Genomic DNA, 26,114 nt, shown 5'->3' on the forward strand with positions numbered 1-26,114 from the left:
GGACAACAACCCTGTGTCATCGGTGGGCCCGGACGAGCTCTTCCAGGGCATCCGCTCCCGCCGCTGCTCCCCCGGCGGCCGCGTAGCCCGCCGCCACCCGGCGCGCCCCCAGCGCCTTGCCCACGGCCTGGTGGACGGCTGCCAGGAGCCGCTCGGGGGTGAGGTGCTTCCGGCTGAGCCGCACTCCGGCGTCGGCCGCCACTACCCGTGCGGCTACCTCGTGCTGGTCGCGGCCGAAGGGGACCACCACCACGGGGACTCCCTTTGAGAGCGCCTTCTGCGTTGCCCCCATGCCGCCGTGGGTGATGGCAACCGCGGCGCGATCGAGGACAGGGCCGTGCGGCACGAAATGCTCCAGCCGGGCATTGGACGGAACGGGCTGGAACCGGTCCAGGCCGGCGGCCCTGGCAGCGCCCGCAGAGCCGGCATGGGCAGCAGGCAAGGTGGCGACGACGGTAAAGGGCTCCCCCGCGAGGGCCGCCAGGGCGGTCCGGACGATGGCGTCATCCGCCTGGTACTCGGAGGACGTGGTCACCAGGACCAGGGGAGCGGTGACCTCTTCCAGCCAGGCTGGAGGTCCGGCCGGCGGTTCCCATTCGAGCGCACCGATCATGCGCACGTCCGGACCCCAGTCAGGGTGCGGGTACTCGAACGGCTCGGACGTAGCCACCAGCATCAGCGGCGCCGTGCGGAACATGGAATCGGCGCCGCTGACCGGTGGAAGGATGCCGCCGGAGATTTCGGCCCGCAGGGCGTTGATGCGCGGCAACATCAATTTTTCGACGGCTCCGATCACCAGGCGGCGGGCCACGGCGTCGCGGGCGCGTCCCAGCGGGCCCGGCATGGGGGCGAGTCCCGGACCGAACGGAGGCGTTCCCTTCGACTGCAGCGGTGGAGTGTAGGGGCTGAAGGTGGCCCACGGCAGGCCGGCGGACTCGGCCTGGATGCGGGCTCCCCACGCATTGATGTCGACCAGCAATAGGTCGGGGTCCACGTCGGCGATGGCCTTTTGCAGGTCAGGGGCATCGAAGCGGGCGCGGGCCGTGAAGGTCTCCACGCTGGAAGCCAATGCGGCCTTCGCGTTCCCGGCGCGGTAGTCGGTGGCCTCGACCGCCAGGATGCGGTGGTCCACCGGTCCGGCGTGGAACCCTGACTCCATGAGCTGGGGCGCCTGCCGTGGGAGGGTGCGGATGTGGACGTCATGGCCGCGGGCCTTCAGCTCCTGGAGCAGCGGAACCATGGGGAAGAGGTGGCCGATGGCGGGTGAGGTGTAGGCAAGGACGGTGGACATCAGGGCCTCCGCGTGAAGGGTTCCAGCATTTCGAGCAGGGAGTGGGCCACTTGGTCGCGGCTGAGCCCGGCCTCCAGGCGGAGCAGCTTCCAGGTGTAGACGTCGCAGAGGGCGACGAACTGGGCCAGCCGGCGGTCGTGGTCCGGGCTGCCCTTCAGGGGGTCAAGGAAGGGGTCGAAAACGCGGCGGCACCATTCGCGGTGCAGGCGGCGTGCTCCCCCGGTGATTTCTGCGAGGACGGGAGAGGTTTGTTCCTCGGCGAGCAGCTTCAGGGCCATCGCACCGGTGGTTTCGTAGTGCTCCAGGAGGTTGCCGACGGCGGCGCGAACGTCGCCGGGAGGGACAGCGTTGCGCTGGCTGTCCACCCTTGCCGTGGCCGCCCGGGCGGTGGCATCAATGAGGCCCGCACGGTCCCCGAACCTGCGGATGACGGTCTGGACCGTGACGCCGGCGCGGTCGGCCACCGCGCCCAGCGTGACCTCGGCGAGCGGACCCTCCATGAACAGGTCTTCGGTGGCCTGCAGGATCCGGCGCCCTGTCTCCGCCGCGGAGGTGGCACGTTTCGGGGAGCTGTAGTTGCGCGTTCCGGTCCCGGCCGCATTCATGTTAATCAGATTAACTCCAATGCGGCCCCGCGGATAGGGTCTACGCGCGGGAGATGCGGATCATCTCCTCGCGCGGCACCACCTTGATGCGCTCACGGACCACGTGGTCCAGGCCGTCGGGTCCGGCCCAGGCGGCACCCAGGCCTGCCTCGTGGGCGTCGAGCTTGTTCCACCCTTCCCAGGTGGTGTATTCGATGCCGCGCTCTTCGAGCAGGTCGATGATGGCCTGCGGATCCGGGTTCTTGGCTGCCGGGAGGCTGAGCCGGTCCTCCAGCAGGAAGCCGATGGTCTCCAGCGCATCACCCTTGGTGTGCCCGATCAGCCCCACAGGTCCGCGCTTGATCCAGCCCGTGGTGTAGATGCCCGGGACCGGGTTGCCGTCGGCATCCAGGACGCGGCCGCCTTCATTGGGAATGACGCCCCGCTTGGCGTCGTACTCCAGTTCATCCAGCGCCGAGCCATGGTAGCCGATGGCCCGGTAGACAGCCTGGACGGGGTACTCAATGTACTCCCCCGTACCCTTGGCGTTGCCGGTCCCGTCCAGCTGCATGCGCTCGAACTTGATGCCGCCCACCTTGCCCGAGCCGTCGTCGAGCACTTCGACGGGGCTGTGCAGGAAGTGCAGGTGCAGCCGGCGCGAGGAGGGGTTCTCGGATTCCGCGTGCTCCTCCACGAGCCAGTTGGTGAGGGTGTTCACCATGGTCTTCACCTGGTTGTTGCTGCGGATGGCCTCGTCCGAGGCTTCGTCGAATTCAAAATCCTCGGGGTAGAGGACGATGTCGACGTCGTCCATGTGGCTCAGTTCCCGCAGCTCCAGCGGGGTGAACTTGACCTGGGCGGGGCCGCGGCGGCCAAAGACGTGGACATCCGTCACCGGGGACGCCTTCAGGCCGGCGTACACGTTGTCCGGGATCTCGGTGGTGAGCAGTTCCTCGGGGTGCTTGACCAGCATGCGGGCCACGTCCAGGGCCACGTTGCCGTTGCCGATCACCGCGATTTCCCTGGCCTCCAGCGGCCACTCGCGGGGCACGTCCGGGTGGCCGTCGTACCAGGACACAAAGTCGGCGCCGCCAAAGGAGCCGCGCAGGTTGATGCCCGGAATCTCCAGGTCCGCGTCCTTGATGGCGCCCGTAGAGAAGATGACGGCGTCGTAGAAGGCCCGGAAATCGTGCAGCGTGAGGTCCCGGCCGTAGGTCACGTTGCCCAGGAACCGGATGTCGCCCCGGTCCAGGACCTTGTGCAGGGCGTTGACGATGCCCTTGATCCGCGGATGGTCCGGGGCTACGCCGTACCGGATCAGTCCGTAGGGCGCCGGGTAGGCCTCGAAGAGGTCGATGCTGACCTGGAAGTCGCCGTCCTTGACCCCGCTGGACTTGGTGAGGATGTCCGCAGCATAGACTCCTGCCGGTCCCGCGCCGATAATGGCGACGCGGAGGGGACGGTTGGCGGCGGTTTCGCTGTGATTGGACACCGGGAACCCTTCTGAACTGGTCCTGCTCATGTTTCATGACGGCGCGCGGCATGCTGCAGCGCACAGTCCCCCATTCTAGTTGGCAGCCAGGGCCACTACCTTGCCTTCGCGGTACAGGAGTGCCCGGAGTTCAGCTTCCGCCGAATCCAGCCGCTTCGGGTCGATGGTTTCGCCGTCGTGGTAGTGGTCCACCACCCGCGGGTCCACGTAGCTCTTGCGGGCGATGGAGGGGGTGTTTCCCAGCGTCTCCGCCGCGTCGTACATGGCGCGGCTGATGGCGCGTTTCCGTTTGGCAGCCGTCCGCTGGACTCCCGTACGGGCCAGGCTTTCCGCAGCGGCCACGGTCCCGCGCAGCGTCCGGAAGTCCTTGGCAGTGAAGTCGGAGCCGGTCCGTTCCTTCACGTAGGCGTTGATGTCCGCGCTGGTGACCGGGCGCCAGGTCCTGCCTTCCTTGTAGGCCAGCAACCGGGCGTTGGGGCCGCGCCGCTTGAGCAGTCTCAGGAGTACGGCGAGGTCGGCGTCGCGGAGTTCCGATTCCCAGTCCTTGCCGCTCTTGGCCGGAAAGCGCAGCAGGATCCGGTCCTTCCGCACCTGGACGTGGGCGCAGAGCAGGGTGGCCAGGCCCCGGCTGCCGTTCTCGTTGGTGTACCGCTCCGAACCCACCCGCAGGGATCCGCTGTCCAGCATCCGGAATGCCCCCGCCAGGACGCGGTCGCGGGTGAAGCCCTCGCTGCGCAGGTCCATGGTGACCTGCCGGCGGGCCGCGGGCAGCGATTCGGCCAACTGGAGGGAACGGTCAAACTTCACGCGGTCCTTCCGCTCGCGCCACTCCGGATGGTAGATGTACTGGCGGCGGCCCACCGCATCCACGCCGGTCGCCTGGATATGGCCGTTTTCGAACGGGGCGATCCAGACGTCGGTCCAGGCGGGCGGGATGCCGATGCTTTCCAGGCGGTCCCGGATGGGGCCGGGCGGCAGGGTTGAACCATCCAGGTCCCGGTAACTGAAGCCCTTGCCGGCGGCCACCCTGCGGTAGCCGCGGCCTGAGGCGTTGCTGCGCCGGAGCCTCATGGAGTGGGCTCCAGGAAAGGCGCACATGTCATGAAAGCAAGCCTACTGACTATTTTCTGGATTACCGCCTGTCTGCTGGAATACCTGCCCATCTGATGCTGTTATTGACTTCGTGCCTACGCCAGAAGGAACCTCCCCCGCCACCCCCGTTGCCACCTCCGCAGCCGCGCCGCCTTCGGTGGAGACCCCGGCCTTAAAGTCCTCGGCGGGTGGGGCTTCGGCAGGCTCCGCGCCGGCGGGTCCAAAGCCCGTGGCCAAGGATTCGACGGCGGGAATGCTGTTCGGCATCGGCGCGTACGTATTGTGGGGGCTGCTCCCGCTGTACTTCTTTATCCTGATGCCGGCGGGCGCCGTCGAAATCGTAGCGAACCGGGTGGTGTGGTCACTGCTTTTCTGCGCCCTCCTGATTACGGTGACCAGGGCATGGGGCGTACTTGCGACGGCGCTGAAGGACCGGCGGGTCTTTGGTTCGCTGGCGCTGGCCGCCTTCCTGATCGCCATCAACTGGCTGACCTATACCTACGGCGTCACCACGGGGCAGGCTGTGGAAACGTCCCTGGGCTACTTCATCAACCCGCTGGTCTCCGTGCTGCTGGGGGTGCTGGTCCTGAAGGAGAGGCTGCGGCCGCTCCAGTGGACCGCCGTCGGCGTCGGCTTCGTGGCGGTGGGCGTGCTCACCTACTCCTACGGCAAACTGCCGTGGATCGCCCTGACCCTGGCATTCAGCTTTGGCCTCTACGGCTTCGTCAAGAACCGGGTGGGATCGAGGGTGGACGCCATCACCAGCCTCAGCGTGGAGACCATGGTGCTTGCGCCGCTGGCCGCCGTGGCCATGGTGGTCCTCGCCGCAGGCGGCAGCTCCACGCTGACGTCCCAGGGAGCGGGACACTTCTGGCTGCTGCTGGCATCGGGCGTGATCACCGCCGTCCCGCTGCTCTTCTTCGGTGCATCGGCACGGCGGTTGCCCATGACCACCATCGGGCTGCTTCAGTACTTCGCTCCCGTCCTGCAGTTCCTGGTGGCGCTGCTGGTGTTCCGCGAGGCCATGACCCTTGAGAGGTGGATCGGTTTCGGGGTGGTGTGGCTGGCCCTGCTGGTGCTGACCCTGGACATGCTGCGGGCGGCGCGCAGGAACTCGCTGGCCCGCAGGGCCGCGCTCCGCCAAGGCGCCTGAACCGGCGCACCCGCTTCCCGCCAGCCCGTTTCCACGGCAGGGGCCGTCCGTCAGCCGCCCAGGGCGCGCTTTACGGCGTCGTACGCCGGGGTCGGCTTCCCGTCGTTGAACAGGTGGTCGTGGCCCTGCTGCAGGCTCCCGCCGTCGTCGATCCACCAGTCGTAGCGGTCATCCACTCCCCAGGTGGTGTAGGAGACGCAGGTGCGCGAGCGCAGGCAGGTGGCGAGCACGGTGGCGTACTGCTTCGCCTGGGCGTCCGTCCCCTGGTCGTCGGTAACGTCGTTCTCGGAGATGCGGACGTGCAGCCCGGCGTCCCCGAAACGGTCGAGTGTGCGGGTGAGGTCATCGGCGGAGATGGCGTCCGTCTTGAGGTCGTATACGTGCGCCTGGAGGCCTGCGCCGTAGATGTGCCCGCCCTGCGCGTTGGTATCGAGGATGAGCTTGAGCAGTGCGTCCTGGCGCCGCCCGGGCACGTCGGCGCCGTTCTCGTTGATGTACTGCTTGACGCCCGGGTCGGCCGCGTAGACAGCCTTGGAGACCACGGCGGGATAGCCGGGGCCGAAGACGCGGTACCAGATGTTCTGCTGCATGCTGGTGCCCTGGTTGACGTCGAACGGCTCATTGACGACGTCGAGGGATGCCAGCCGCCCCTTGAAGTGCGTCACCACGGTGCTGATGTAGCCGAGCAGCGCGGCCGCACTGGCCCGACGCTCCGCTTCTGAGCCGGCGGGGAGCTCCTGCATCCACCGGGGCATGGCCTCCGTGAAGGCGATGGTGTGGCCGTGGACCGCCATGCCTTTGCTCTGGGCAATCGCCAGGATCGCGTCAGCCTCTTCGAAGGTATACACGCCCTGCTGCGGGGAGAGGAACTGCGGCTTCATGGCGTTTTCCGGGGTGAGGGCGCCGAAGTTTTCGACGAACACCCGCGCATAGTCAACGTCCCCGGTGAGGGGTCCCAGTGCCACAGCCGCGCCCACCAGGAAGTCCGGCCGGGTCCTGGCGGCGAGCGCCTGCAGACCATCCTTGGACCGCTGGACGTCCGCTGCGGCGGCGCCCGAGGTTCGCAGGCCGGCGTTTCCCGGCGCAACCGCCGTAAGCGAGGTGATCTCAAAGTCACCCGAATCGCTGGAAAACCCCAGCCACAGCTCCCCGGATGAAAACACCTTGCCGAGGGGGAGTGAGGAAATAGCGTCGTTCCCGCTGGCGACGGCCAGGCTATCGCCGGAGCGCCGCACCGTAAGCGGAGCGCCGGCGTCTTTCACGGTTACGTGCTCTTCATGGACGGGCACCGGCTGGGTCACGTCCTTTTTTTGCGTCCCGTCGAAGACTGCGATCTTCAGGTCGCTGCCCTGGAGGGTAAGCCGCAGGCCCGCCGGCTCCACGCGGAACTCGTCCGCGATGACGGGCGGCCGGTCGTACAGCGCCCAGGATGCGTCCGCTGTGACGTTCGCGAACGTTGCGCTGAGCGAAAAGTCCCCGCCGACCACCAGGTGTGTGCCGGCGAGGTTGAGCGGAGGGTTTGGTTGGCCGCCTTCCCCGCTCTGTTCCACGATGCGCCTGGCGGTGGGCGTCACCTGGAGTGCCCCGTTCCCGGCCCGGACACCGGGAACGTCCTGCCAGTCCCCGTGCAGCAGGTCCAGCGTCACGTCAGGCTTGGGTGGGGAACAGGATGCGAGGATGACGAGGAGGGCGGACACCAGCAACACCGTAAGTGCCTGCGGGCGCCCGGCCATCCTTCGTCCTCTCCCCTGTTGCCAGTACGTGGTGCTGCTACGACTTGGTCCAGCGGACGTCGTCGAAGTACGCCTGCAGTCCCGAGTTGCCCTGGACGATGACCTGCAGGCTCGCCTTGGCCACGGCGGTGCTGCTCGGTGAGTACGTCAGGTCCACGTTGGTGACGCCGCCGGCCGCGACCCCGAGCTTCCACTGCCCGGAGACCCATTGCCCGGCGGAGTTGTATTCGTCAATGTAGAAGCCCATCTCACCGCTGTTCCGCGCCGTGATGTTGAGGTAGCTGGCGATCTTGTAGCTGCCGGCTGCGACCGCCACCTGTGGCGAGAACAGGTGTTTGTTGGCCGTGGTGGCTGCCATCTTGACCGAGTTCACCGGGTTGGCCGGGCTCCCGTGGCTGGCTGCGTCAGCCAGGATTGTGGAAGCCGAGTCCGTCCTCCAGCCCGACCCGATGCCGGCGTCGAACGTGCCGTTGGCCACGAGGTTGGGTGACTGCGTGGGAGGCGTTGCCGCCCCAAGGGCCATCATCTGCATGTTGTCCAGGTAAGCGGTGATGCCCGTGCCGGTCACGTAGACCTGCAGGCTGGCTGACGCCACGCTGGTGGAGCTGGGCGTATAGGTGAAGTTCATCGACTCCACCCACCGGCTGTTTTCCCGCTTGCGGAACTGCCCGGAAACCCACTGCCCGGCCGCGTTGTACTCGTCCACGTAGAAGCCCACTTCTCCGGAGGAGATCGCGGCGACGTTGAGGAAGGCCTTGTACAGATAGCTGTTGGCCGCCGAAACCGCAATCTTTGGCGAGAACAGATGGCCCACAGCGGATCCGGAGACCAGCTTCACGGACTTGGCGGGATCGGGGTAGCTGCCGTTGTTGCCGGAATCCGCTGTGATTGCTGCGGGGGCGTCGGTCCGCCATCCGTCGGCGATGCCGCTATTGAACGTCGGGTTCGGAAGCATGTTGGGGCTGCCGTTGACCAGGCCCTTGCTGACGTTGACGTTCCTGATCTGCCCGGCCGCCACTTTGGTCTGCACGTACGCTGCCAGCTGGTCCAGCTCAGCCGTCCCGTATTGGTAGTCATCCGGGGTCTGGCTCGGCGACGGCCTGATGTCATGGAAGGTGAAGATGGCCCACGTCTTATTGGCGATGGCCTCGTCAACCTTCAACTTCAGCGTGGCGACCGGGGTGGTGACTTCCTGCACCGGCGTGTTGTGGAGCAACAGGTCGCCGAGGGGCCAGATGTTGTTGCCCACGTCCGCAAACCCGCGCATCGAGCTGTAGTACTTCGCTATCCGGGCCAGCGCCGACATGTCGTAGTCTCCGTAGGGCGTGGCCAGGGCGCCGGCGTTGAATCCGTGTGCTGCCAGTACGGCCCTGCTGTTCGCCAGCTCGGCGTCCACCTGGGCGGCGGTCAGCTTGGTTGCCTGACAGTCGTTGCCCACGCTCACGAGGCACTGGTGGTCAACGGTGTGCGAGCCGATCTCCCAGCCGTAGCTGTTTTGCAACTGTGTGATCTGGTCCCAGGTCATATACGGAACGTCGGTGTTGGCCCGGCAGGTGTTCGGCACGGACGTCATCCCCACACAGTTGGTGATGACGTAACTGGTGCCGGTGAGCCCGTACTTCTTAAGTGTGGGGGCAGCCTGGGTCAGGGCATTCTGCATGCCGTCGTCGAAGGTGAAGGACACGAGCGGAGTTGGGGCAGGGTTGTCCACGGCGGCGTTCGCGGCCGCAGGGGACAGCAGGGCGGCGGCTATGGCCCACACGGCTACCCCGATGGTCAGGAGCCTGGCGCGGCTCCGCACCAGGCTGGATCTGGATTTGATCATGACTTTCTCCTTCTTTCGGGTGGCGAAGGCACCGCGTGTCACCGCCTGGTGGTGGTCACGGGCCCTGCAACTGCTCGAACGCCTGGGCGACCGGTTTCACTTGGATGCCGCTTTCGTCGATGAGCTGCAGCTGGGTTGCGAGGACGTCGCTGGTGATGGTGCTCCTGTCCGCCGCAATGGTGTTCTTCTGGGTCCCCGACGAATCGGGGTTGGCAATCTGGTGGTAGACCAGGATGAGCCAGCCGTTGGACCGGGATGTCTCGGCAAGCGCTTCCTTCACGGTGTCCTGAGTGGTTGCGTCGGTCACGTACAGGACTTTCAGGTCATGCGGATTGATGTTCTGCCTGGTGTTGATGCCGTTGTCCGTCCCCCGCATGATCTTGAAGTACTTGGCCGCGTACCAGTCCACCTGGGCGTCGGAGCGGCCGTACGGCGGTGCCAGGTCATCGGTGGGGAGCCCCGCTGCGGCAAGCGCTTCCTCACTCCTGCGCAGCTCCTGGTCCAGCCGGTCAGTGCCCAGGGATGTGAGGTCGACGTGCTGGTAGGCGTGGGCGGCGACTTCATGTCCGGCCTGGTGCAGCTGCTGGACTTCCGCGCCCGTGATGAAGTCCGGCGTCTCAATGGAGCTGGCGTTGACGTACTGGGTGGACCGGAAGCCGTGCTTGTCCAGGAGGGGCAGCGCCCGGTCGTACACTGACTGCCACCCGTCGTCGAACGTTATGGAAACCATGGGCTGGTTCCACCGCAGAGGCCCCGGCTTGGTGATGTCCGTAAGGGAATAGTCGCGGACGGCGGTGCTGCCGTTGCCATGTGCAACCAGGGTGACCATGGCGTTGGCCGCGCCTGCCGGGACCTGGAATGCCTCGCTGATGGTGGTCCATTCCCCCGCCGGCGGCACGGTCTCCAGGTTCCGGAACGTGCGTCCGCCACCGGCGAGCTCGAACTCGGCCACCACATCCACCCCGCGGTCCGACTTGTAGGCCGCGCCGAACCTGAAGTAGCGGTCCGGGGTCACCGGGATGGGCTGGTACTGCCACTTCGCCTCCCCGCTCTGATAGTTGCCGATGCGGGTCCACAGGAAGCTGCCGCGACCGTCCTCGCCTCGTCCTGACTCCACTGTTGAGGTCCCCGATGAATAGGGGGACCAGAAGGCGGGCTGGTTCGGCTGCATGCCGGCGAATCCCGGGTTGGGGATCACGTTGGGGCCTGCCGCTGGCGGCGGCGGAAGCTGGACGTCGTCCGTTGCCTCAAGGTAGGCACCTTCCAGGCGGGCGGTGCCCGCGGATGCGAAGCGGAAGACGTACTCCACCGCCCTGACAGTCTCGCCGCTGCTGAACGCGTCGCTCACCGTGAACGCGGAGGTGCCGGGCCTTTCCACGGGGTTTCGCAGCTGCTCCAGGGTGGTGCTGCCATCCTTGTGGTACTTCCGGGCCAGGAGCCGGAAATCGGTGTCCGTGGTGGTGAACACCTTGAAGAAGTAGGTCTTGCCGGGAGCCAGGTCCACGCGTGGGCTGGTGAGGGTCACGTCGCCCGAGGCGTACTCCGTGATGTCGAGTTTCAGCGCCTGGGTGGCCATCTGCCCGGGGACCAGCGCGAGGGTCGTTTTTGCGCCTGCGCTGTGGCCGGCGGTCCAGCCCCCTGATGGGGCCACCGAAGAACCGGCCGACGGCGACGGGCCGGGTGTCGCGGCAGGTCCGGCCAGGGCGGGAAAGAGCGCCGGAAGCAGGTTGGCCCCGGGCCGTGCCTGGGCGAAGTTGCCCAGCCTGCCCGTATACGCGAACCAAGCGGCGGTGATCAGGAGGACCAGGACCGAGATGACCACGAGCGGATTCAGCAATACCCGGCGGACCCTCCGGTTCCTAGGCGGCACGGCTTACCACCGCCACGCCTCCGGACCGCTGCGGAGAGCTCCAGGTGTTGATCGCCGGACGCCGCACCAACCCGCGGGAGCGGGCGATGCAGCGGATCGCTGCCGTCAGCTGCACCAGGTCCATGATGTAGAACAGGAAGTAGGCGGTGGGCGCGTACAGGCACAGCCTGGTGCGTTCACGCGGCGACAGGTTCTCATCCATCAGGACCGTCAGAAGCGTGTAGGCGGTGATGGTGGCGTAGGACCCGATGATCAGGGCCGGCGTGTAGGTCGCCAGTGACCAATAGACCGCGTACGTCCACGCCAGGGGTGAGACAAGCAGGGTGAACTCGCTCAGCACGGCCATGGGCATCCGGTAGTAGGCCAAGGCGCGGCTGTACCGCCGGCTCGGGTTGAACGTCATGCTGCGGTACTTGATCAGGTTCTGGATGCTTCCGTACTTCCAGCGGTAGCGCTGCTTGGCCAGGGCACGGAATGTGAGCACGCCCTCGGTTTTCGCCACCACGTCGGCACCGTAGACCAGGCGGAAGCGCCGGTTACCCAGGTGGGTGATCTTTGCACTCAGGCCGATGTCCTCGGTCACCGTGTCCGTGTCGTAGAAGTCCACTTTGCGCAGCACGCGCATCCGGTAGGTGGAGGCCACCCCGCCCACCACAAACTCGCAGTTCAGCAGCGAATAGAGCTTCTTGGACCGGTAGCCGATCATGTGCTCAAACCGCTGCAGGATGCCCAGTGCCGTGGTCTCCTCCATGATCTGGACATTGGCAGCGACACCCGCCACGTACGGGTCGTCGAAGTAGCACAGCGCGTTGGTGATGGCATCCGGCTGGATGACCGAGTCGGCGTCGAGCGTCATGACGAACTGTCCGCGCGCGAACCTGCGGAGCACCGAGTTGAGCGCGGCGCCCTTGCCCACGTTCCGGTGCATTCGCACGAGGCGCAGGTTCATCCCGGGGTGCCGCAGCTGGTAGTCGCGGACCAGCCGGCCGGTGAGGTCACCGGAGGCGTCGTCCGCCACGAGGACTTCGAAGGAAGGGTAGGTGCTGCACCGGATGGAGTCCAGCGTCCGGACGATCACTGCTTCCTCGTTGTGGGCGGCAATGACGATGGAGACCAGCCCGGGCACCTCGGGGAGGGCCCGTCGCGTCCAGGTTGCGCTCGCAGCGCACTCCGGCTCGTAGGCGGCGGGAAGCCGGAAGCCCCGGAGTCCTTTCCGCCGCTGCTGCCAGATGTCATAGAAATTGGCGCCTGCCAGATACAGGCCGAAGTGCACGACGTAAAGGATGCTGACGCCCGCGAACAGCCAGAAGACCAGGAGCGCGATATCCATCGCTCATCCGTCCGCGGAGTTGGCTGCCAACACCATCGTGAAGGCATCGGGCAGCGGGACGTTGGCAGGCTGGACCAGGTCGATCCCGGCCGCAATGGCAGGTACGACGGCGATGGCCGGCCTCACGACGGCGGCCGGCATCACGGCAGCGGCGGCCTGGGTTTCGGCTGGTTCGGCATCGGTCCCGGCAGTCCGGGCAGTCCGGGCAGTGGCCGCGGCGTCAGCGGGAGCCGTGCGGGAAGCGGCAGTGACGGGGGCGCCGATGCTCGCCACTGCTATGGCGGGGACGGCAGTGCCCGCTGCCGCCATCCGGGCGAGGGCCCGTCGTGCGGCGCGGCGGTAGAACCGGATCCCCAGGAAGCGGATGACCACGGTGAGGGTGACCAGGCCCCAGAGCACCAGGCTCATCTGGGCCACGAAACTTAGCAGGCTTTCGAACATGGCGCCGTCCCTGCCAAAGGTGGCGGCTGCAGGCACGGCGAAGGACCCGGGGTGCGTCAGCACTGGGCTTCCCCGTTTCCCCTTGAAGCTTGCGTCATTGTTGAAGGCCGCGTCATCGCCTTCCCCCTGTCTTGAGCAAGATGTGCGTCATTGGGCTGCGGGGTGTCGCCGGCTGGTGTGCCCATAACCAGTCGTTGGTGGAAGTTCCTGTCGTCAGCGCCAAGGCAGGGCAGCGTCATTACCCTGTAGCTGACGTGGATGGGAGCGCGAAAGCAGCTCCGGACTTACTGTGGGGTGGCAGGTGGCGCCTGAGGCAATCGGCGTCGCGCACTGCACACCCGTTTATAGGTCAAAACTACGTATCCGTGCGTGGGACAGGCACGAGTAGCGGGTACTCAATAAAGATTCTTGGGGCTACTTACCGAAAGGATTTTGGGGGAACCGCTGCCTGCCCGCCGGCCAGGACGGGATATTGGGTAGTTCGCGCAGCCCGGCGCGGGGGCATAGGTATCCCCCAAAGCTGCGTCCAGGCAATGCAAAAAAGGCAGCACCCTGAGGGTGCTGCCTTTTTCGCGGACCGGGTTTGGTTGTTGTCAGGCGTTGGCCTTGATGGCGGCGGCCAGGACGTCCAGTCCGTCCAGCAGCAGTTCGTCGGTGATGACCAGCGGGGGCAGCAGGCGGATGACGTTGCCGTAGGTACCGCAGGTGAGGATGATGACGCCTTCCTTCAGGCAGGCGGCGGCAACAGCCTTGGTCAGCTCCGGGTTGGGCTCCTTGGAGCCTGCCTGGACGAGTTCGACGGCGAGCATGGCACCGCGGCCACGGACGTCGCCGATCACGGCGTTGCCGGCACCGGCCAAGTCGGACTGCAGCCCGCGCAGGCGTGCGGTGGCGATGGATTCGATGTGGCGGGCGCGGCCGTTCAGGTCGTACTCCTCCATGGATCCGATGGAAGCCAGCGCTGCGGCGCAGGCCACCGGGTTGCCGCCGTAGGTGCCGCCCAGGCCACCGGGGTGCACGGCGTCCAGGAGGTCGGCGCGGCCCGTGATGGCGGACAGCGGCATGCCGCCGGCGATGCCCTTGGCCATGGTCATGATGTCGGGGACGACGCCTTCGTGGTTCACTGCGAACCATTCACCGGTGCGGCAGAAGCCGGACTGGACCTCGTCGGCGATGAACACGATGCCCTTCTCCTTGGCCCATGCGGCCAGCGCGGGCAGGAAACCGTCGGCCGGGACGATGAAGCCGCCCTCACCCTGGATGGGCTCGATGATGATCGCGGCAACCTGGTCGCCGCCGATCTGCTTCTCGATCATGGTGATGGCGCGCTTGGCCGCCTCGGCGCCCGTGATCGAGGGGTTTTCCTCGCGGTACGGGTAGCTCATGGGCATGCGGTAGACCTCGGGGGCGAACGGGCCGAAGTTGGTCTTGTACGGCATGGCCTTGGCGGTCAGCGCCATGGTCAGGTTGGTGCGGCCGTGGTAGGCGTGGTCAAAGGCGACGACGGCGTCCCGGCCGGTTGCCAGGCGGGCCACCTTGACGGCGTTTTCCACTGCCTCGGCGCCGGAGTTGAACAGGACGGTGCGCTTTTCGTGGTCGCCCGGGGTGAGTCGGTTCAGCTGCTCGGCAACGGCCACGTAGCCCTCATAGGGGGTGACCATGAAGCACGTGTGGGTGAAGTGCTCCACGGCTTCCTTGACGGCGCCAACGACGGCGGGGTCGGAGGCACCCACGCTGGTCACGGCGATGCCTGAGCCCAGGTCGATGAAGGAGTTGCCGTCGACGTCGTGGATGATGCCGCCGTCGGCGTCTGCAACGTAGACCGGGACGCTGGAGGCGACGCCGGCGGCCACCACGGACTTGCGGCGTTCGGTCAGTGCCACGGACTTGGGACCCGGGAAGTCGGCCTGGACGTTGCGCTTCTGCTCCAGGCGGTAGGTGATGTCTGCTGCGGTGGTGGTCATGGTTCTTTTCTTTCTACGATTCCGGGTTTCGGCAAGCTCAACCAGCGGGGAAATGGTCAGGCGTCGAGGGCGGACATCACGTGCTTGATGCGCGTGTAGTCCTCCACGCCGTACATGGAGAGGTCCTTGCCGTAGCCGGACTGCTTGAAGCCGCCGTGCGGCATTTCGGCGGTAAGGAGGATGTGGGTGTTGATCCAGACGGCGCCGAAGTCCAGGTCCCGGCTTAACCGCATGGCGGTGCCGTGGTTGGTGGTCCAGACGCTGGAGGCCAGCGCGTAGTCCACGTCATTGGCCAGGGCCACCGCTTCTTCTTCGGTGCTGAACTTCTGGACGGTGATGACGGGGCCGAACGTTTCCTTCTGCACCACATCGTCGGTCTGCTTGGCGCCGGTGATGATCGTGGGTTCGAAGAAGTAGCCCTTCTCCCCTGCCCGGTGTCCGCCGGTTTCGATCCGGCAGTTGGCAGGCAGGTTCTCCACCACCGAGGTCACGGCGTTGAAGTGGTTCACGTTGTTCAGCGGGCCGAAGTAGTTGTCTTCGTCGTTCTGAGAGCCGGTGCGCAGGGTCCGGGTGTGCTCGACCATGGCAGCCACGACGTCGTCGTGCACGGAGTCCTGCACCAGCACCCGGGTGATGGCCGTGCAGTCCTGGCCGGCGTTGAAGAACGCGAACTCGGCGATGGCGGCTGCGCTCTTCTTGATGTCGGCGTCCGCGAAGACGATGGCCGGAGCTTTGCCGCCCAGTTCCAGGTGGGCGCGCTTGAGGCCCTTGGCGGCGCCTGATGCCACCGCGATTCCCGCGCGGACAGAGCCCGTGATGGATACCAGGCCGGGGACCTTGTGCTCCACCATCATGGCGCCGGTTTCGCCGGTGCCCAGCACCACGTTCAGGACGCCCGCAGGCAGGATGTCACCGGCCAGCCGGGCCAGGACCAGGGTGGACTCGGGGGTGGTGTCGGAGGGCTTCAGGACAACGGTGTTGCCGGCCGCGAGCGCGGGCCCGATCTTCCAGATGGCCATCAGGAACGGGTAGTTCCACGGCGCCACCTGGGCCACAACGCCGATGGGTTCGCGGCGGACATAGGAGGTGTGGCCCTCGAAGTACTCGCCGGCGGACTTGCCTTCCAGGATGCGGGCGGCACCGGCGAAGAAGCGCAGCTGGTCGGCGCCGGCGGCAACTTCCTCGGAGGCGATGAGGGAGCGGACCTGGCCGGTGTTGCGGTGCTGGGCTTCGACGAGTTCGTCGCTGTTGGCCTCAATGGCGTCGGCGAGCTTGAGCAGCATGAGCTGGCGCTGGCCGGGGGTGACATGCTTCCAGGTCCTGAAGGCGTCCTTGGCGGCAGCCATCGCGGCATCGACGTCCGCCTGCACCGATACGGGAGCCTGCGCCACCACTTCCCCATTGGTGGGGTTGACCACGTCCAGCAGCGTGGTGCCGGCGGGGGTGACGAACTTCCCGTTGATGAAGTTCTGCAAGGTTTGGACCACGGTGTGCAACCTCTTTCGTAAGGGCCATCGGCGGCCGGGCGGAGACCAGGACGGATGGATGGAACTGCCTTGAGCCTATGCCAGCGCCCAAGCGGGGTGAATAGCCACCTGCACACCCTTCCCAAACAGGTTTAGTGCGGTTGCCCAGCTCACGTTTATCCTTGCTTCATGGCCATTTCCCTTGCTGCCCTGGTGGGCGTGACGTCCCTGAAGCTGTCCAAGGCGGGCGTGGCGGAGACTACCTGGAACCAGGACATCAACTGGGTGGCCGTCACGGAACTGGAGGATCCGCAGCGCTTCCTCAATGGAGGCGAGCTGGTGCTCACCACCGGCCTGCGGTTGCGTTCCGCTCCTGAACAGCGGCGTTTTGTGCGCCAGGTGCAGCGGGCCGGGGCGGTGGGAATCGGATTCGGCGTGGGCCTTTCCCATGAGGCGGTGCCGCCGGCCCTGCTCGCGGAGGCCAACCGCTGGGGCCTGCCGGTGGTGGAAGTGCCGTACGAGACCCCCTTCATCGCCATCACCAAGCTGGTGGCGGATGCCCAGTCGGCAGACCACTACGCCAAGCTGGAACGGCTGATCGCCGGGCATCAGGTGCTGGCCCGGGCACTGCTGACAGGCGGCGGCCTGGCCGAGCTGTTGAAGAACCTGGGCGGCATGCTGCGCACGGACGTGGCGCTCACCCAGTTCACGGCGCAGCTGTTCAGCAGCAGCACGGCCCAGCCGACGGCCGACACCTGGTCCAGCTACCCCGTGCCCACCGGGCGGCGTGACGCCTGCACTCTCTGGGTGCGCCAGCCCTTCGAGGACACCGGCATCATCGGCTACGCGCAGAACCTGATCAGTGTGGAGCTGAACAACATGGTGAAGCAGCGCCAGGCCCAGCGCGCCCTCTGCGGGCAGGTCCTGGAGGACGTGATCCACGGGGCACTGGAGACCAGCGAGGCGCAGCGCCGCCTGGCCGGCGTGGGCGTGAACAGCACCCGCAAGAACGTGGTGCTGCTGGCCGTTTCGGCGGCCCACGGAAAGGCCTTGGGGAGCACCTCGGTGCCGCAGGAACTGGAGAAGGCCGTTGCCGCCGTCGTGGGCAAGGACCTGGTGTTGGTGGTCAATGACGACGGCGGGACGGCGCCGGCGCTGGCACGCAAGCTCAGCGACCACCTTGCCGAAGCGGGGATCCACGCCACGATTGGCATCGGCGGCGCGTACACCAAACCGAACGGCCTGCGCTGGAGCTACTTCGAGGCCCGCGATGCCGCCAGCCACGGCCTGCCTGTGAACGAGCCGGAGCGGCTGAGCCTGACGTCGCTGTTGCTGGCCAGCGAGGATGTGCCCCTGGCCGATATGGCGCATGAGTCCCTGAATCCCCTGCGTTCCTTCGACGCCGCGCACGGGTCGGAGCTGATGGCCACGCTGGAGAGCTACCTGAACAACAACGGCTCGGTGGCTGCGGTGGCCGAGGAACTCACGCTGCACCGCAACACGGTCCGGTACCGGCTGGCGCAGATCACCGAGCTCACCGGGTATGACCCCGCCGTGACCGCGGACCGGGTGCAGCTCTGGCTGGCCCTGGCGGTGGCCCGGTTGTCTGCCCGCCAGGGCAAGTAGGCCGGCGGCGGCGGGTTAGCCTCAGAGGACGCCGTGGCCCAACAGGTCGCGCGACTTCTTCCAGGCCTTCCGGTATCCGGCCTGGGCCGCCAGCATCCGCTCTTCCTGCTGGTTGAGCAATTCCGCATAAATGCCTGCCGTGACGGGTTCGCTGTAGTCCGCGGCGATGGCTGCCAGCAGGTCGCGGGCCACCACTGCGTCCTGGAACTGGCCCAGGATCTTTTGCTGCCTGCGGGCGGCCTTGGCCACCTTGCCCGCCCGTTTGCCGTGCACCAGCACCGCTGATTCAGCCACGTGGCGCAGCCGCTTGGCGTCCTTGCGCACGCGGTGGAGGGCAAGTTCCTGTTCCTTGCCACGCCGAGCGCGCTTGGCAGCTTTGCGCGAGCGCTGCAGCCGCTTGGCGGCCTTGTCCACTGCTTTTGCGGCCGCCCGCCGTCCCGGCGCCACCGCATCGGCGCGCACTGGCGGGTTGTCACGGAAATCCTCGAGTTTGTCCAGGAGCCGGAAATAGCGGTTAGAGCCCAGGGCCTCCTGCAGGAGGCGGTACGCGGCGTCGTAGTCCGCGCCGGTGCGCTGTTCCACCGTGGCCGTGGCACCGCTAACCCCGTCCGAGGGCAGCAGTCCACCCAGCTGTTCACCGAGCTGCGCCCGCAGGACCTCGGCGTCGCGCGGCTGCCCGAGCAGCTGGGCCAGCCACTTCAGCTCGGCCCGCAGTTTGCGCACCGGTGATGCCCGGTAGAGCTTGGCGTACGCTGCCAGGACCGAGCGGATGCGGCGTGTGGCGGAGCGCATGTTGTGCACCGCCTCGGGCTCCTCCCCCCGGACAGCGGGGTCGCTGGCCAGCATCTGGTCGATCTGGGCGCCCACATAAACGGTGACGACGGCGGCGGCCGGAGCCCGCTTGCCGGACAGGAGTGCGGGGGTGCTTTCGTCGTCGGCAGCAGCCTCCCCGGCGGCGGCCCGCTTTCCCGCTTTAGTGTCAGGGCCCAGCGCGCGCGCCAGCTTGGAGGCGTGCCCTGCGGGCCGGGCGCCGGCGGCGGCGAGCAGTTCCTCCACGGGGCCGAAAAGGTCCGGACTTCCGTGGACCAGTTCCAGCTCCCATTCGCGCCATTCCTGCCGCGTCGCCTCATCGGGGTGTCCCTCCTGCAGCCGCACTGCGGCGACGACGTCATCGGCGAGGTCGGCCAGGTGGACGCCGTCGTCCCCATACAAGGGGTACGTGGTGCGCCGGGTTTCCAGGCGAACCACCGGCACCGGGACGGCGCCCCGAAGATAGGCATGAAGGTGGGCCAGCAGGGCGTCCGGGACGACGTCGGGCCGGCCCAGGGGGGCGCGCAGTTCCGTCCGCTGCTGCGGGCCTTCCCCGGGTACCGGCACCTGGGGCGGCAGCTTCAGGTGCCAGCCGGCGTCCTTACCGCCGGTGCGGCGGCGGAGCGTAATGCGGCGCGCGGCCAGGGCATGGCCGGGGGTATCAAAGTAAATGGCCTCAAGCAGGTCCGTGTGCGGCTTGCCGGTCCGGGCCACCCCCGCGGCCTGCTCCAGGGGCGGCACCACGGCGCCGGCGCCGACGTCGTACTTCTGCTCAATCTCGAGTCCCCGGGAAGCCTCCACAGCCGTCCTTCCGCACCACCTGGTCCGCGCCAGGCCCTCTGACAATCCGTTGGCAGTCTATTGCAGGCTCTGGAAACACGGAGAGGTTGGCCACAAAAGCGCAAACATCAAACGTCTAACCTTTACGGTGGAAGGTATGCCCGCAACTCCCCCCTCTTCCGCGCCCGCAACAGCCCAGGCACCCGCCGCGGTGGCCGCCACCCCGGCAACCGGCACCCCAGCTGCCAGGCCACGCTCCGCCGTCGTCTTCGCTGTCATCGCGTTGGTGCTGATCGGGCTGAACCTGCGCGCAGGCATCACGGGCGCGTCCGCGCTGCTGCACGACCTCCAGGCCGTGCTGGGCTACGGGGTGCTCGTGGCATCCATCATTCCGTCGATTCCCACCCTCTGTTTCGCTGTTGCCGGTGCCGCCACATCCTGGCTGACCGGCAGGATCGGTGTGGAGAAGGCAATCCTGCTGTCACTGGCGCTGCTGGCCGGCGGGCTCCTGCTGCGCGGCATCCCGGCCACCGGCATGCTGGTAGCCGGCAGCGTGGTGGGCATGTCCGGGCTGGCCGTCTGCAACGTGGCCATGCCGTCCTTCATCCGCGAGCACTTCGCCTCCCGGACGTCGCTGATGACCGCCGTCTACACGGTGACCATGACCACCGGCGGCACCCTGACCTCCGTCGCAGTGGTCCCGCTGGCACAGGCCCTGGGTTCCCCGTCCGCCGCGGTGGGCGCCGTGGGCATCGCCGCCGTGGCTGCATTCCTGGGCTTCCTGCCCGTGGCACTGCATGCCCACCGCCATACGGTCCGGACCACAGCCGGCCATGTGTCGCCGTGGCAGCTGCTGCGGACCCGCAAGGGGCAGCTCCTCACCGCGATCTTCACCCTGCAGGCCCTGCTGGCGTACGCCCTCTTGAGCTGGTTCCCCTACATGCTCACCACCATGGGCGTCAGCGCCTCGGACAGCGGGCTGTTGTTCGGCCTCATGCAGCTGGTCTCCGTCCCCGCGGGCATGGTGCTGATCGCCATCGGCGCCCGGCCCCGGATGCTCCGTCCCGCGTTCTACCTGGTGAGCATCACCATGGCCGTGGGAATTGCGGCGCTGCTGTTCCTCCCCGTGGGACTGGCGGCCGTCCCCGCTGTCCTGCTGGGCTTCGGCCTGGGCATCTTCCCGCTGGTCATGGTGATGATCAGCCGCAGCGGCACCAGCACCGCCGAGACCACCGCGCTGTCCACCCTGGCCCAGTCCTCCGGTTACCTGCTGGCCACCGCGGGCCCGTTCGGCATGGGCCTGCTGCACAGCGCCACCGGAGGCTGGTCCCTGCCGCTGGTGCTGCTGCTGGCACTGGCCCTGGTCCAGATCGTGGTGTCCCACCTGATCACCGGCCCTGCGATGTCCGGCAAACCCGCGGAGAGGAAGTAATCCCATGACCCTGAGCCCATCCGTCCGTCCGCCGCTCGCGGCCGAGGTCACGGCCAAGCTGCGGGGCATGGTCCACTCCGGCGAGTGGCCGCTGAACCAGCGGATCCCGTCCGAACCTGAGCTCATGGCCAGGCTGGGGGTTTCCCGCGGCACCCTCCGCGAAGCGGTCAAAGCCCTTGCCCACGGCGGGATGCTGGAGGTGCGGCGGGGGGACGGCACCTACGTGCGCGCCACCAGCGAGATGTCCGGCGCCGCCCGCCGGATGTACCAGGACCACACCGAGCAGCACATCCTGGAGGTCCGGCTGGGCCTGGACACCCAGGCTGCCCGGCTGGCCGCGCGCAATGCCACGGACGACGACGTCGCCTCCCTGCGTGCCCTCCTCGCCACCCGGGACGCGGCCTGGAACAAGGGCGACTTCGAGGCCTGGGCGGACGCGGACTGGAGCTTCCACGAAGGCGTCGCCCGCGCGTCCGGCAACCCGCTGCTGCACGAACTCTATGCCAGCTTCGGAACCGTGTTCCACCAGGACCTGCTCACGCAGCATCGCCGGCCGGGCTTCAACGGACTCCCCCGGGACGGCCACGAGACGCTGCTCGATGCCATCACGCAGCGGGACGAAGACGCTGCCGTGGCCAGCGTGAACCGGAACCTGAACTCGTGCGCGGAGTGGCTGGCGGAATAGCGCCGCCCGGAAACTCCGCGTGGCGGCGCATGCCGGTTACTCCCGGCCATATCAGTCAGTAGGCTTACTATCAGGCAGGGGTACGTCCGCCGTGCCGGTCCCGGCCCCGGCGCCCTGACGATTGAGGAGCCCCCATGGCACGACCAGCACGCCCCACCGACCAGCAACGGGCCCGCTGGCCCGAATCCGAGGCCCGCTGGCCCGAATCCGAGGCCCGCACGCCGGACGCGCAGCAACCCTCCGATGCCGCGCCCCGAAAGGCAGCGACACCGGCGGTGAAGGAACCGAGGACGCCGGGCGCTCTCTGGGCGGACGGCCTGGGCAGGGTGGGCACCCGCGCAGCGCAGGTCCTGCTGGTCCTGACGGTCGTCGCGGTATCCGTCTTCGCCCTGATGCAGATCAAGCTCCTGGTGATCCCGCTCCTGATCGCCCTGATCCTGGCCGCAGCGATCGGCCCCTTCGTGAACATGCTCCGCCGCCGCGGGATACCCGGCGGCCTGGCCACCGGGCTTGCCTTCGTCGCCTTGCTGGTGATCCTGGGCGGCGTCTCCACCGTGATCTACTTCTCCGTGCGGAACCAATGGGGCGAGCTTGCGGCGCAGGCGTCATCCGGCCTCGACGAGCTGGAGAAGTTCCTGCTGACGGGACCCATTCCCATTGAACAGGGGCAGCTCGACCAGGCTCGGGAAGCCGTAATGCAGTTCGCCACCAGCAGCCAGGTCCGCTCCGGCGCCGTCACCGGGCTGTCCGTTGTCACCGAGTTCATCGCCGGCGCCAGCCTCATGGTGGTCATTCTGTTCTTCTTCCTCAAGGACGGCGCCAAGATCTGGAATTTCTTCCTCCGCCCCTTCTCGGGGCAGCGCGAGGCCAAGCTGCGCCGGGCAGGCCGCCGCACCCTCGAGGTCCTCGGCGGCTACGTTCGCGGCACCGCGATCGTGGCCCTGGTGGACACCGTGGCCATCGGCGCTGCACTGCTGATCATGCAGGTTCCGCTGGCCATTCCACTCGCCATCATTGTTTTCATCACCGCGTTCATCCCGCTGGTGGGCGCCACGATCGCGGGTATCCTCGCAGCGCTGGTGGCCCTGATGGCCAACGGGCCGGTGGTGGCACTGATCGTGGTGGCCGTGGTCATCGCCGTCAACCAGCTTGAGGGCGACCTGCTGCAGCCAATCGTCATGGGCAAGTCGCTGCAGCTCCATGCGCTGGTGATCCTGATGGCACTGACTGCCGGCACTATCCTGGCCGGGATCGTGGGCGCGGTGCTGTCCGTGCCGCTGGCAGCGGTAGCCTGGGCCATCATCCAGGTATGGACAGCAGAAGACCCCGACCTGAAAGACATGAACCCGGACCTGACGCCGGCCAACACCCAGCCGGTCTAGCCATCCACCGGACACAGCAGCGGCCCGGCACTTTGGTGCCGGGCCGCCGTCGTCCGCTGTGTCCTGGCCGCTTGGCTACTCGCCGCGCAGGCCCGCAAACACGTTCTTGGGACGCTGCATCTCGCCATGCTTGGCACCGAGGATGATCACCAGGGCAGCGAAGCCGGGGATGGCCCACTGCAGGAGCTTGAGCTGCTGCTGGGCTGCCTTCAGCTCGTCCGAGGCTGCGCCGTGCGGCTCGGTGGCACCTTCGGCACCTTCACCGGCCAGCTTCTCCACCTTCTTGCCCACAATGCCCGAGTACAGCGTCACCGCGGCGCCCACCACTGTCACGGCAGTCTTGATGACGGTGTCGCGGGCAACGCCCTCCTGCTTGGCGATGCGGCCCTTGTTCTCCCAGGCAATGGCGAGGTCCGCCGCCAGGTGGGAGGCAAAGGCTGCGGTCTGGAACGGCGCCCACTTCATCCAGCCGGCGCTGGAAAGCCGGGTGCGCTCGGCGGGGTCCTTGGCCTGCGCCGCCGCGCCGTTGAGCCCGATGGCGCCCATCAGGGATCCACCAAACCATGCTGCTGCCGTCAGGTCGTGAACTGAACGGGCAATGAGATTTCCTGCCATGATGTGCATTCCTAACGTTGTGAACTGGTTCCGGTTGCCGCTGCCGCGGACTTCACTTGCCGTGTTCCTTCGAGGTATGGTCCGCCCATGGTAAGCACACTTACTAATATTACGAAAGCCCGTCCCGGAGAGGGGCAACCGCGTAATATCGTCGACATGGGAAATACAGGGACATTGTTCGGCTGGGCCTTCGGAGACCCGGCGCGTGAAAGTGACAGCGGCTACGTGGACGGACTGGAGCGTGAGGCGCTGCGGAACGCGCGGGAAACGGCAAAGGCCAAGGGCGTGGACGTTGTCGCAGGGTCAGAGGTGTTCACCGTCCTCAGCGCGGATGATTCCCTGGTGGAGCTGGACAACGCTCCCGGCCAACTGGTGGTCCGCTGCACCGTGCACGTGGAGGGACCGGGTGCAGAGAAGCTGCGGGCCGAAGGTCCCATGAACGGCTAAGAGATGTCCGACGGCGAATCCACCCTCAGCCAGGCAGCCGATGCTGTCGAGGAGGCATCCAACCACAAGGTCCTGGATGTCCTGGCCCGCGCCGGGTTTGCCGTCATGGCGCTGCTCCACATCATCATCGGGTCCATTGCCATTGCCATCGCGTTCGGGCAGCCTGGCGAGGCGGAGCCCACCGGCGCCATCGCCCGGCTGGCGGACAACCCCTGGGGTCCGGCCGTCATGTGGCTGTGCGTGGTGGCCTGCTTCGGCCTTGCGCTGTGGCAGGCCAGCGAGGCGACGCTTCGCATGCGCGGCGAACCCCACAAGGAACGGGTCGCCAAACTCATCTCCTCAGGTTTCCTGGCCATCGCGTACGGCAGTGTGGGCGTGACCTTCGCGGGGTTTGCCCTGGGGCAGCGGAGCGACTCGGGTGACAACACCCGGGACTTCAGTGCCAGCCTGATGGACAACCCGGTTGGGCCGTGGGTCCTAGTCGCGCTGGGGCTGACCATCCTTGGCATCGGCATCTACTTCGTGGTCAAAGGACTCAGGCGCGGGTTCAAGGAGGAGCTGTACCATTTCGAGGGCACCCGGCGCGGCCGGCTCATCGACACCCTGGGCGTCACCGGCCACGTGGCCAAGGGGATTGCCCTGGACCTTACCGGGCTGCTGTTCATCATCGCCGCCGCCAAGCACCGGCCCGACGAATCCACCGGGCTTGACGGCAGCCTCAAGGCCCTGCAGGACCACCCTTTCGGGCCCACCCTGCTGGTGGCGATCGGTGCCGGGTTCATCGCCTACGGGATCTTCGCACTGATCAGGGCCCGGTTTGGCCGCATGTAGTCCAGGGGTTTGTGGGTAGGAAGGAAGTATGACCCAGCAGCTGCGCGTTGGTTCCGCCGTCACCGGGAGTGCCGGCCAGGCCTTCGCTGCCCTCTTCCGCCTCCTGAAACTGGCCAGGCCCGGCCGCCCCATCCATCCGGAGGGACTGGGCCTGGCCGGAACACTGGCCAGGACCGGCAACCCTGCCGGACCCAGCGGCATTGACTGGCTGGACTCTGCCGGAGCGGACCAGGTGGTGGCCCGCTTCTCCCGGTCCGTGGGGCTGCCGCAGGCACTGCCGGACATCCTGGGCCTGGCCCTGCGGGTTTCGCCCACCGGACCGGATGCCGACGGGCCCGCGGACGTCCTGCTTGCCTCCACCGGGTGGGGCCTGCCGGGCCGGTACCTGCTGATGCCGCGCCGGGATGTGGCGGAAGCCTCCATGACCACGCTCATGCCGTACCGCGGCCGGCGGGGGCCTATACTGCTGGGCCTGCGGACGCGGAGCCTTCCGCCGGGTTCGCTGGCGTCCGGGGAATGGGTCCTGGGTCTGCACTGGGCCACGCCGGGCGGCCGCTGGCAGGAGTGCGGGGAACTGCGGCTGCACGCCGGTAAGAACCCTGCCGACATCCCTGTGCGTTTCGATCCCCTGGAGCACCAGCCGCCCGGGGCTGAAGCGTATGGATGGACCCGGCGCCTGCGGAAGCCGTCCTACCGGGCCGCACGGCGGCCCGCACCTCCCGCCGTCGGACGCGTCCCGGAACCCGGCCGCGCACCCGAAGACCACCCGCTTCAGGAAAGCACAACCGCAACCGGAAGGAAGTTTATGTCCACCGTCTCGCTGCTGTTCAACTCCCCCTCGGCAGACGCCTGGCGCGTCATCGCCGACGGCTGGCTCTATTCGGGCTGGGTGGTGGGCGCGTCCCGGATCAGGGATGTGGACGCCGAGTGGCCCCGGGTGGGAGCCAACCTGCACCACTCCGTGGGTGCCTGGCCGTTCGTGATCGACGACAGCACCCGCGTCACCGCCGTGGAGCCCGGCCGTTCACTGGACCTTGTCGCCCGGGGCTGGCCCATGGGCGAGGCCAAAGTGGAAATCAAGCTGGAGGACCGGGGCAACCAGTGCCTGGTGACCATTGCCGAGGACGCCATCCACGGGCCCGGCAAGCTGATGCCCAAGTTCCTGCGCGACCGGATCATTTCAGCACGCAACCGCGAGACCCTCCGGCGCCTGGAGCTCATGGCCATCGGCGGGGCAGGTAAATAGCGCAGCCGGGTTAAATGGA

The 26,114-nt window shown here is 67.4% G+C and carries 21 protein-coding genes; 8 read left to right on the forward strand and 13 right to left on the reverse strand.

Translation table 11 applies throughout. From position 1 onward, the window contains the following. Positions 1-16: 16 nt before the first annotated feature. From ACR65J_RS04665 to ACR65J_RS04680, 4 genes are read right to left on the reverse strand one after another with little or no spacing between them, the layout of a single operon-like run. Positions 17-1,291, reverse strand: coding sequence for a glycosyltransferase (locus tag ACR65J_RS04665; protein WP_440166488.1), 1,275 nt, complete (start codon positions 1,289-1,291; stop codon positions 17-19). Further along, the gene (locus ACR65J_RS04670; protein WP_440166489.1) at positions 1,291-1,896 is read right to left on the reverse strand and encodes a TetR/AcrR family transcriptional regulator; all 606 of its coding nucleotides are present in this window, start codon (positions 1,894-1,896) and stop codon (positions 1,291-1,293) included. The genes ACR65J_RS04665 and ACR65J_RS04670 overlap by 1 nt, the downstream gene beginning before the upstream one ends. Before the next feature lie 40 nt (positions 1,897-1,936). Then, complete coding sequence (locus ACR65J_RS04675; protein WP_440166491.1) at positions 1,937-3,397, reverse strand: FAD-dependent oxidoreductase; 1,461 nt, start codon at positions 3,395-3,397, stop codon at positions 1,937-1,939. 45 nt (positions 3,398-3,442) lie between these two features. Beyond that, entirely contained in the window at positions 3,443-4,438 is a 996-nt protein-coding gene (locus tag ACR65J_RS04680) for a DNA topoisomerase IB (RefSeq protein ID WP_440166492.1), read from the reverse strand. A gap of 103 nt (positions 4,439-4,541) precedes the next feature. Between ACR65J_RS04680 and rarD the strand changes: the two genes are divergently transcribed. Beyond that, entirely contained in the window at positions 4,542-5,612 is a 1,071-nt protein-coding gene (gene rarD, locus ACR65J_RS04685; RefSeq protein WP_440166671.1) for an EamA family transporter RarD, read from the forward strand. 50 nt (positions 5,613-5,662) lie between these two features. On the opposite strand, the gene ACR65J_RS04690 is transcribed toward rarD, so the two are convergent. The 7 genes from ACR65J_RS04690 to ACR65J_RS04720 all read right to left on the reverse strand — a co-directional run bounded on the left by ACR65J_RS04690 (position 5,663) and on the right by ACR65J_RS04720 (position 16,262). Then, on the reverse strand, positions 5,663-7,345 hold the full coding sequence (locus ACR65J_RS04690; RefSeq protein ID WP_440166494.1) for an endo-1,4-beta-xylanase: 1,683 nt from the start codon (positions 7,343-7,345) through the stop codon (positions 5,663-5,665). Positions 7,346-7,382: 37 nt separating this feature from the next. Beyond that, the gene (locus ACR65J_RS04695) at positions 7,383-9,170 is read right to left on the reverse strand and encodes a polysaccharide deacetylase family protein (protein WP_440166496.1); all 1,788 of its coding nucleotides are present in this window, start codon (positions 9,168-9,170) and stop codon (positions 7,383-7,385) included. A gap of 55 nt (positions 9,171-9,225) precedes the next feature. After that, complete coding sequence (locus ACR65J_RS04700; RefSeq protein WP_440166498.1) at positions 9,226-11,007, reverse strand: polysaccharide deacetylase family protein; 1,782 nt, start codon at positions 11,005-11,007, stop codon at positions 9,226-9,228. A 22-nt stretch (positions 11,008-11,029) separates the two neighbouring features. Further along, entirely contained in the window at positions 11,030-12,370 is a 1,341-nt protein-coding gene (locus ACR65J_RS04705) for a glycosyltransferase family 2 protein (protein WP_440166500.1), read from the reverse strand. A gap of 3 nt (positions 12,371-12,373) precedes the next feature. After that, positions 12,374-12,874, reverse strand: coding sequence for a hypothetical protein (locus ACR65J_RS04710; protein WP_440166502.1), 501 nt, complete (start codon positions 12,872-12,874; stop codon positions 12,374-12,376). 530 nt (positions 12,875-13,404) lie between these two features. Beyond that, entirely contained in the window at positions 13,405-14,775 is a 1,371-nt protein-coding gene (gabT, locus tag ACR65J_RS04715; RefSeq protein WP_440166504.1) for a 4-aminobutyrate--2-oxoglutarate transaminase, read from the reverse strand. A gap of 56 nt (positions 14,776-14,831) precedes the next feature. After that, positions 14,832-16,262, reverse strand: a complete 1,431-nt coding sequence (locus ACR65J_RS04720) for an aminobutyraldehyde dehydrogenase (protein ID WP_440166506.1) — start codon at positions 16,260-16,262, stop codon at positions 14,832-14,834. 168 nt (positions 16,263-16,430) lie between these two features. Here ACR65J_RS04720 and ACR65J_RS04725 point away from each other — a divergent pair, with 168 nt between their 5' ends. Then, positions 16,431-17,867 carry a PucR family transcriptional regulator gene (locus ACR65J_RS04725; protein ID WP_440166508.1) on the forward strand — a complete coding sequence of 479 codons (1,437 nt, stop codon included), beginning with the start codon at positions 16,431-16,433 and terminating at the stop codon, positions 17,865-17,867. Between the two features lie 21 nt (positions 17,868-17,888). On the opposite strand, the gene ACR65J_RS04730 is transcribed toward ACR65J_RS04725, so the two are convergent. After that, positions 17,889-19,478 (reverse strand): CYTH and CHAD domain-containing protein, encoded by a 1,590-nt coding sequence (locus ACR65J_RS04730; protein ID WP_440166510.1) that lies wholly within the window; start codon positions 19,476-19,478, stop codon positions 17,889-17,891. A 136-nt stretch (positions 19,479-19,614) separates the two neighbouring features. Between ACR65J_RS04730 and ACR65J_RS04735 the strand changes: the two genes are divergently transcribed. From ACR65J_RS04735 to ACR65J_RS04745, 3 genes are all read left to right on the forward strand, one after another. Then, positions 19,615-20,889, forward strand: coding sequence for an MFS transporter (locus tag ACR65J_RS04735; protein WP_440166511.1), 1,275 nt, complete (start codon positions 19,615-19,617; stop codon positions 20,887-20,889). A 4-nt stretch (positions 20,890-20,893) separates the two neighbouring features. Then, the gene (locus tag ACR65J_RS04740) at positions 20,894-21,574 is read left to right on the forward strand and encodes a FadR/GntR family transcriptional regulator (protein WP_440166513.1); all 681 of its coding nucleotides are present in this window, start codon (positions 20,894-20,896) and stop codon (positions 21,572-21,574) included. 134 nt (positions 21,575-21,708) lie between these two features. Then, entirely contained in the window at positions 21,709-22,956 is a 1,248-nt protein-coding gene (locus tag ACR65J_RS04745) for an AI-2E family transporter (protein WP_440166515.1), read from the forward strand. 75 nt (positions 22,957-23,031) lie between these two features. On the opposite strand, the gene ACR65J_RS04750 is transcribed toward ACR65J_RS04745, so the two are convergent. Next, a complete protein-coding gene (locus ACR65J_RS04750; protein ID WP_440166517.1) occupies positions 23,032-23,571 on the reverse strand; it encodes a hypothetical protein in 540 nt (179 codons plus the stop codon). A 156-nt stretch (positions 23,572-23,727) separates the two neighbouring features. On the opposite strand from ACR65J_RS04750, the gene ACR65J_RS04755 reads away from it, so the two are divergent. From ACR65J_RS04755 to ACR65J_RS04765, 3 genes are read left to right on the forward strand one after another with little or no spacing between them, the layout of a single operon-like run. Continuing rightward, positions 23,728-24,018, forward strand: coding sequence for a hypothetical protein (locus ACR65J_RS04755; protein WP_440166519.1), 291 nt, complete (start codon positions 23,728-23,730; stop codon positions 24,016-24,018). Positions 24,019-24,021: 3 nt separating this feature from the next. Further along, positions 24,022-24,849 carry a DUF1206 domain-containing protein gene (locus tag ACR65J_RS04760; RefSeq protein WP_440166520.1) on the forward strand — a complete coding sequence of 276 codons (828 nt, stop codon included), beginning with the start codon at positions 24,022-24,024 and terminating at the stop codon, positions 24,847-24,849. Between the two features lie 28 nt (positions 24,850-24,877). Then, complete coding sequence (locus tag ACR65J_RS04765) at positions 24,878-26,095, forward strand: SRPBCC family protein (protein ID WP_440166522.1); 1,218 nt, start codon at positions 24,878-24,880, stop codon at positions 26,093-26,095. Positions 26,096-26,114 lie beyond the last annotated feature (19 nt).

This window comes from Arthrobacter sp. SAFR-044 (genome assembly GCF_059414985.1).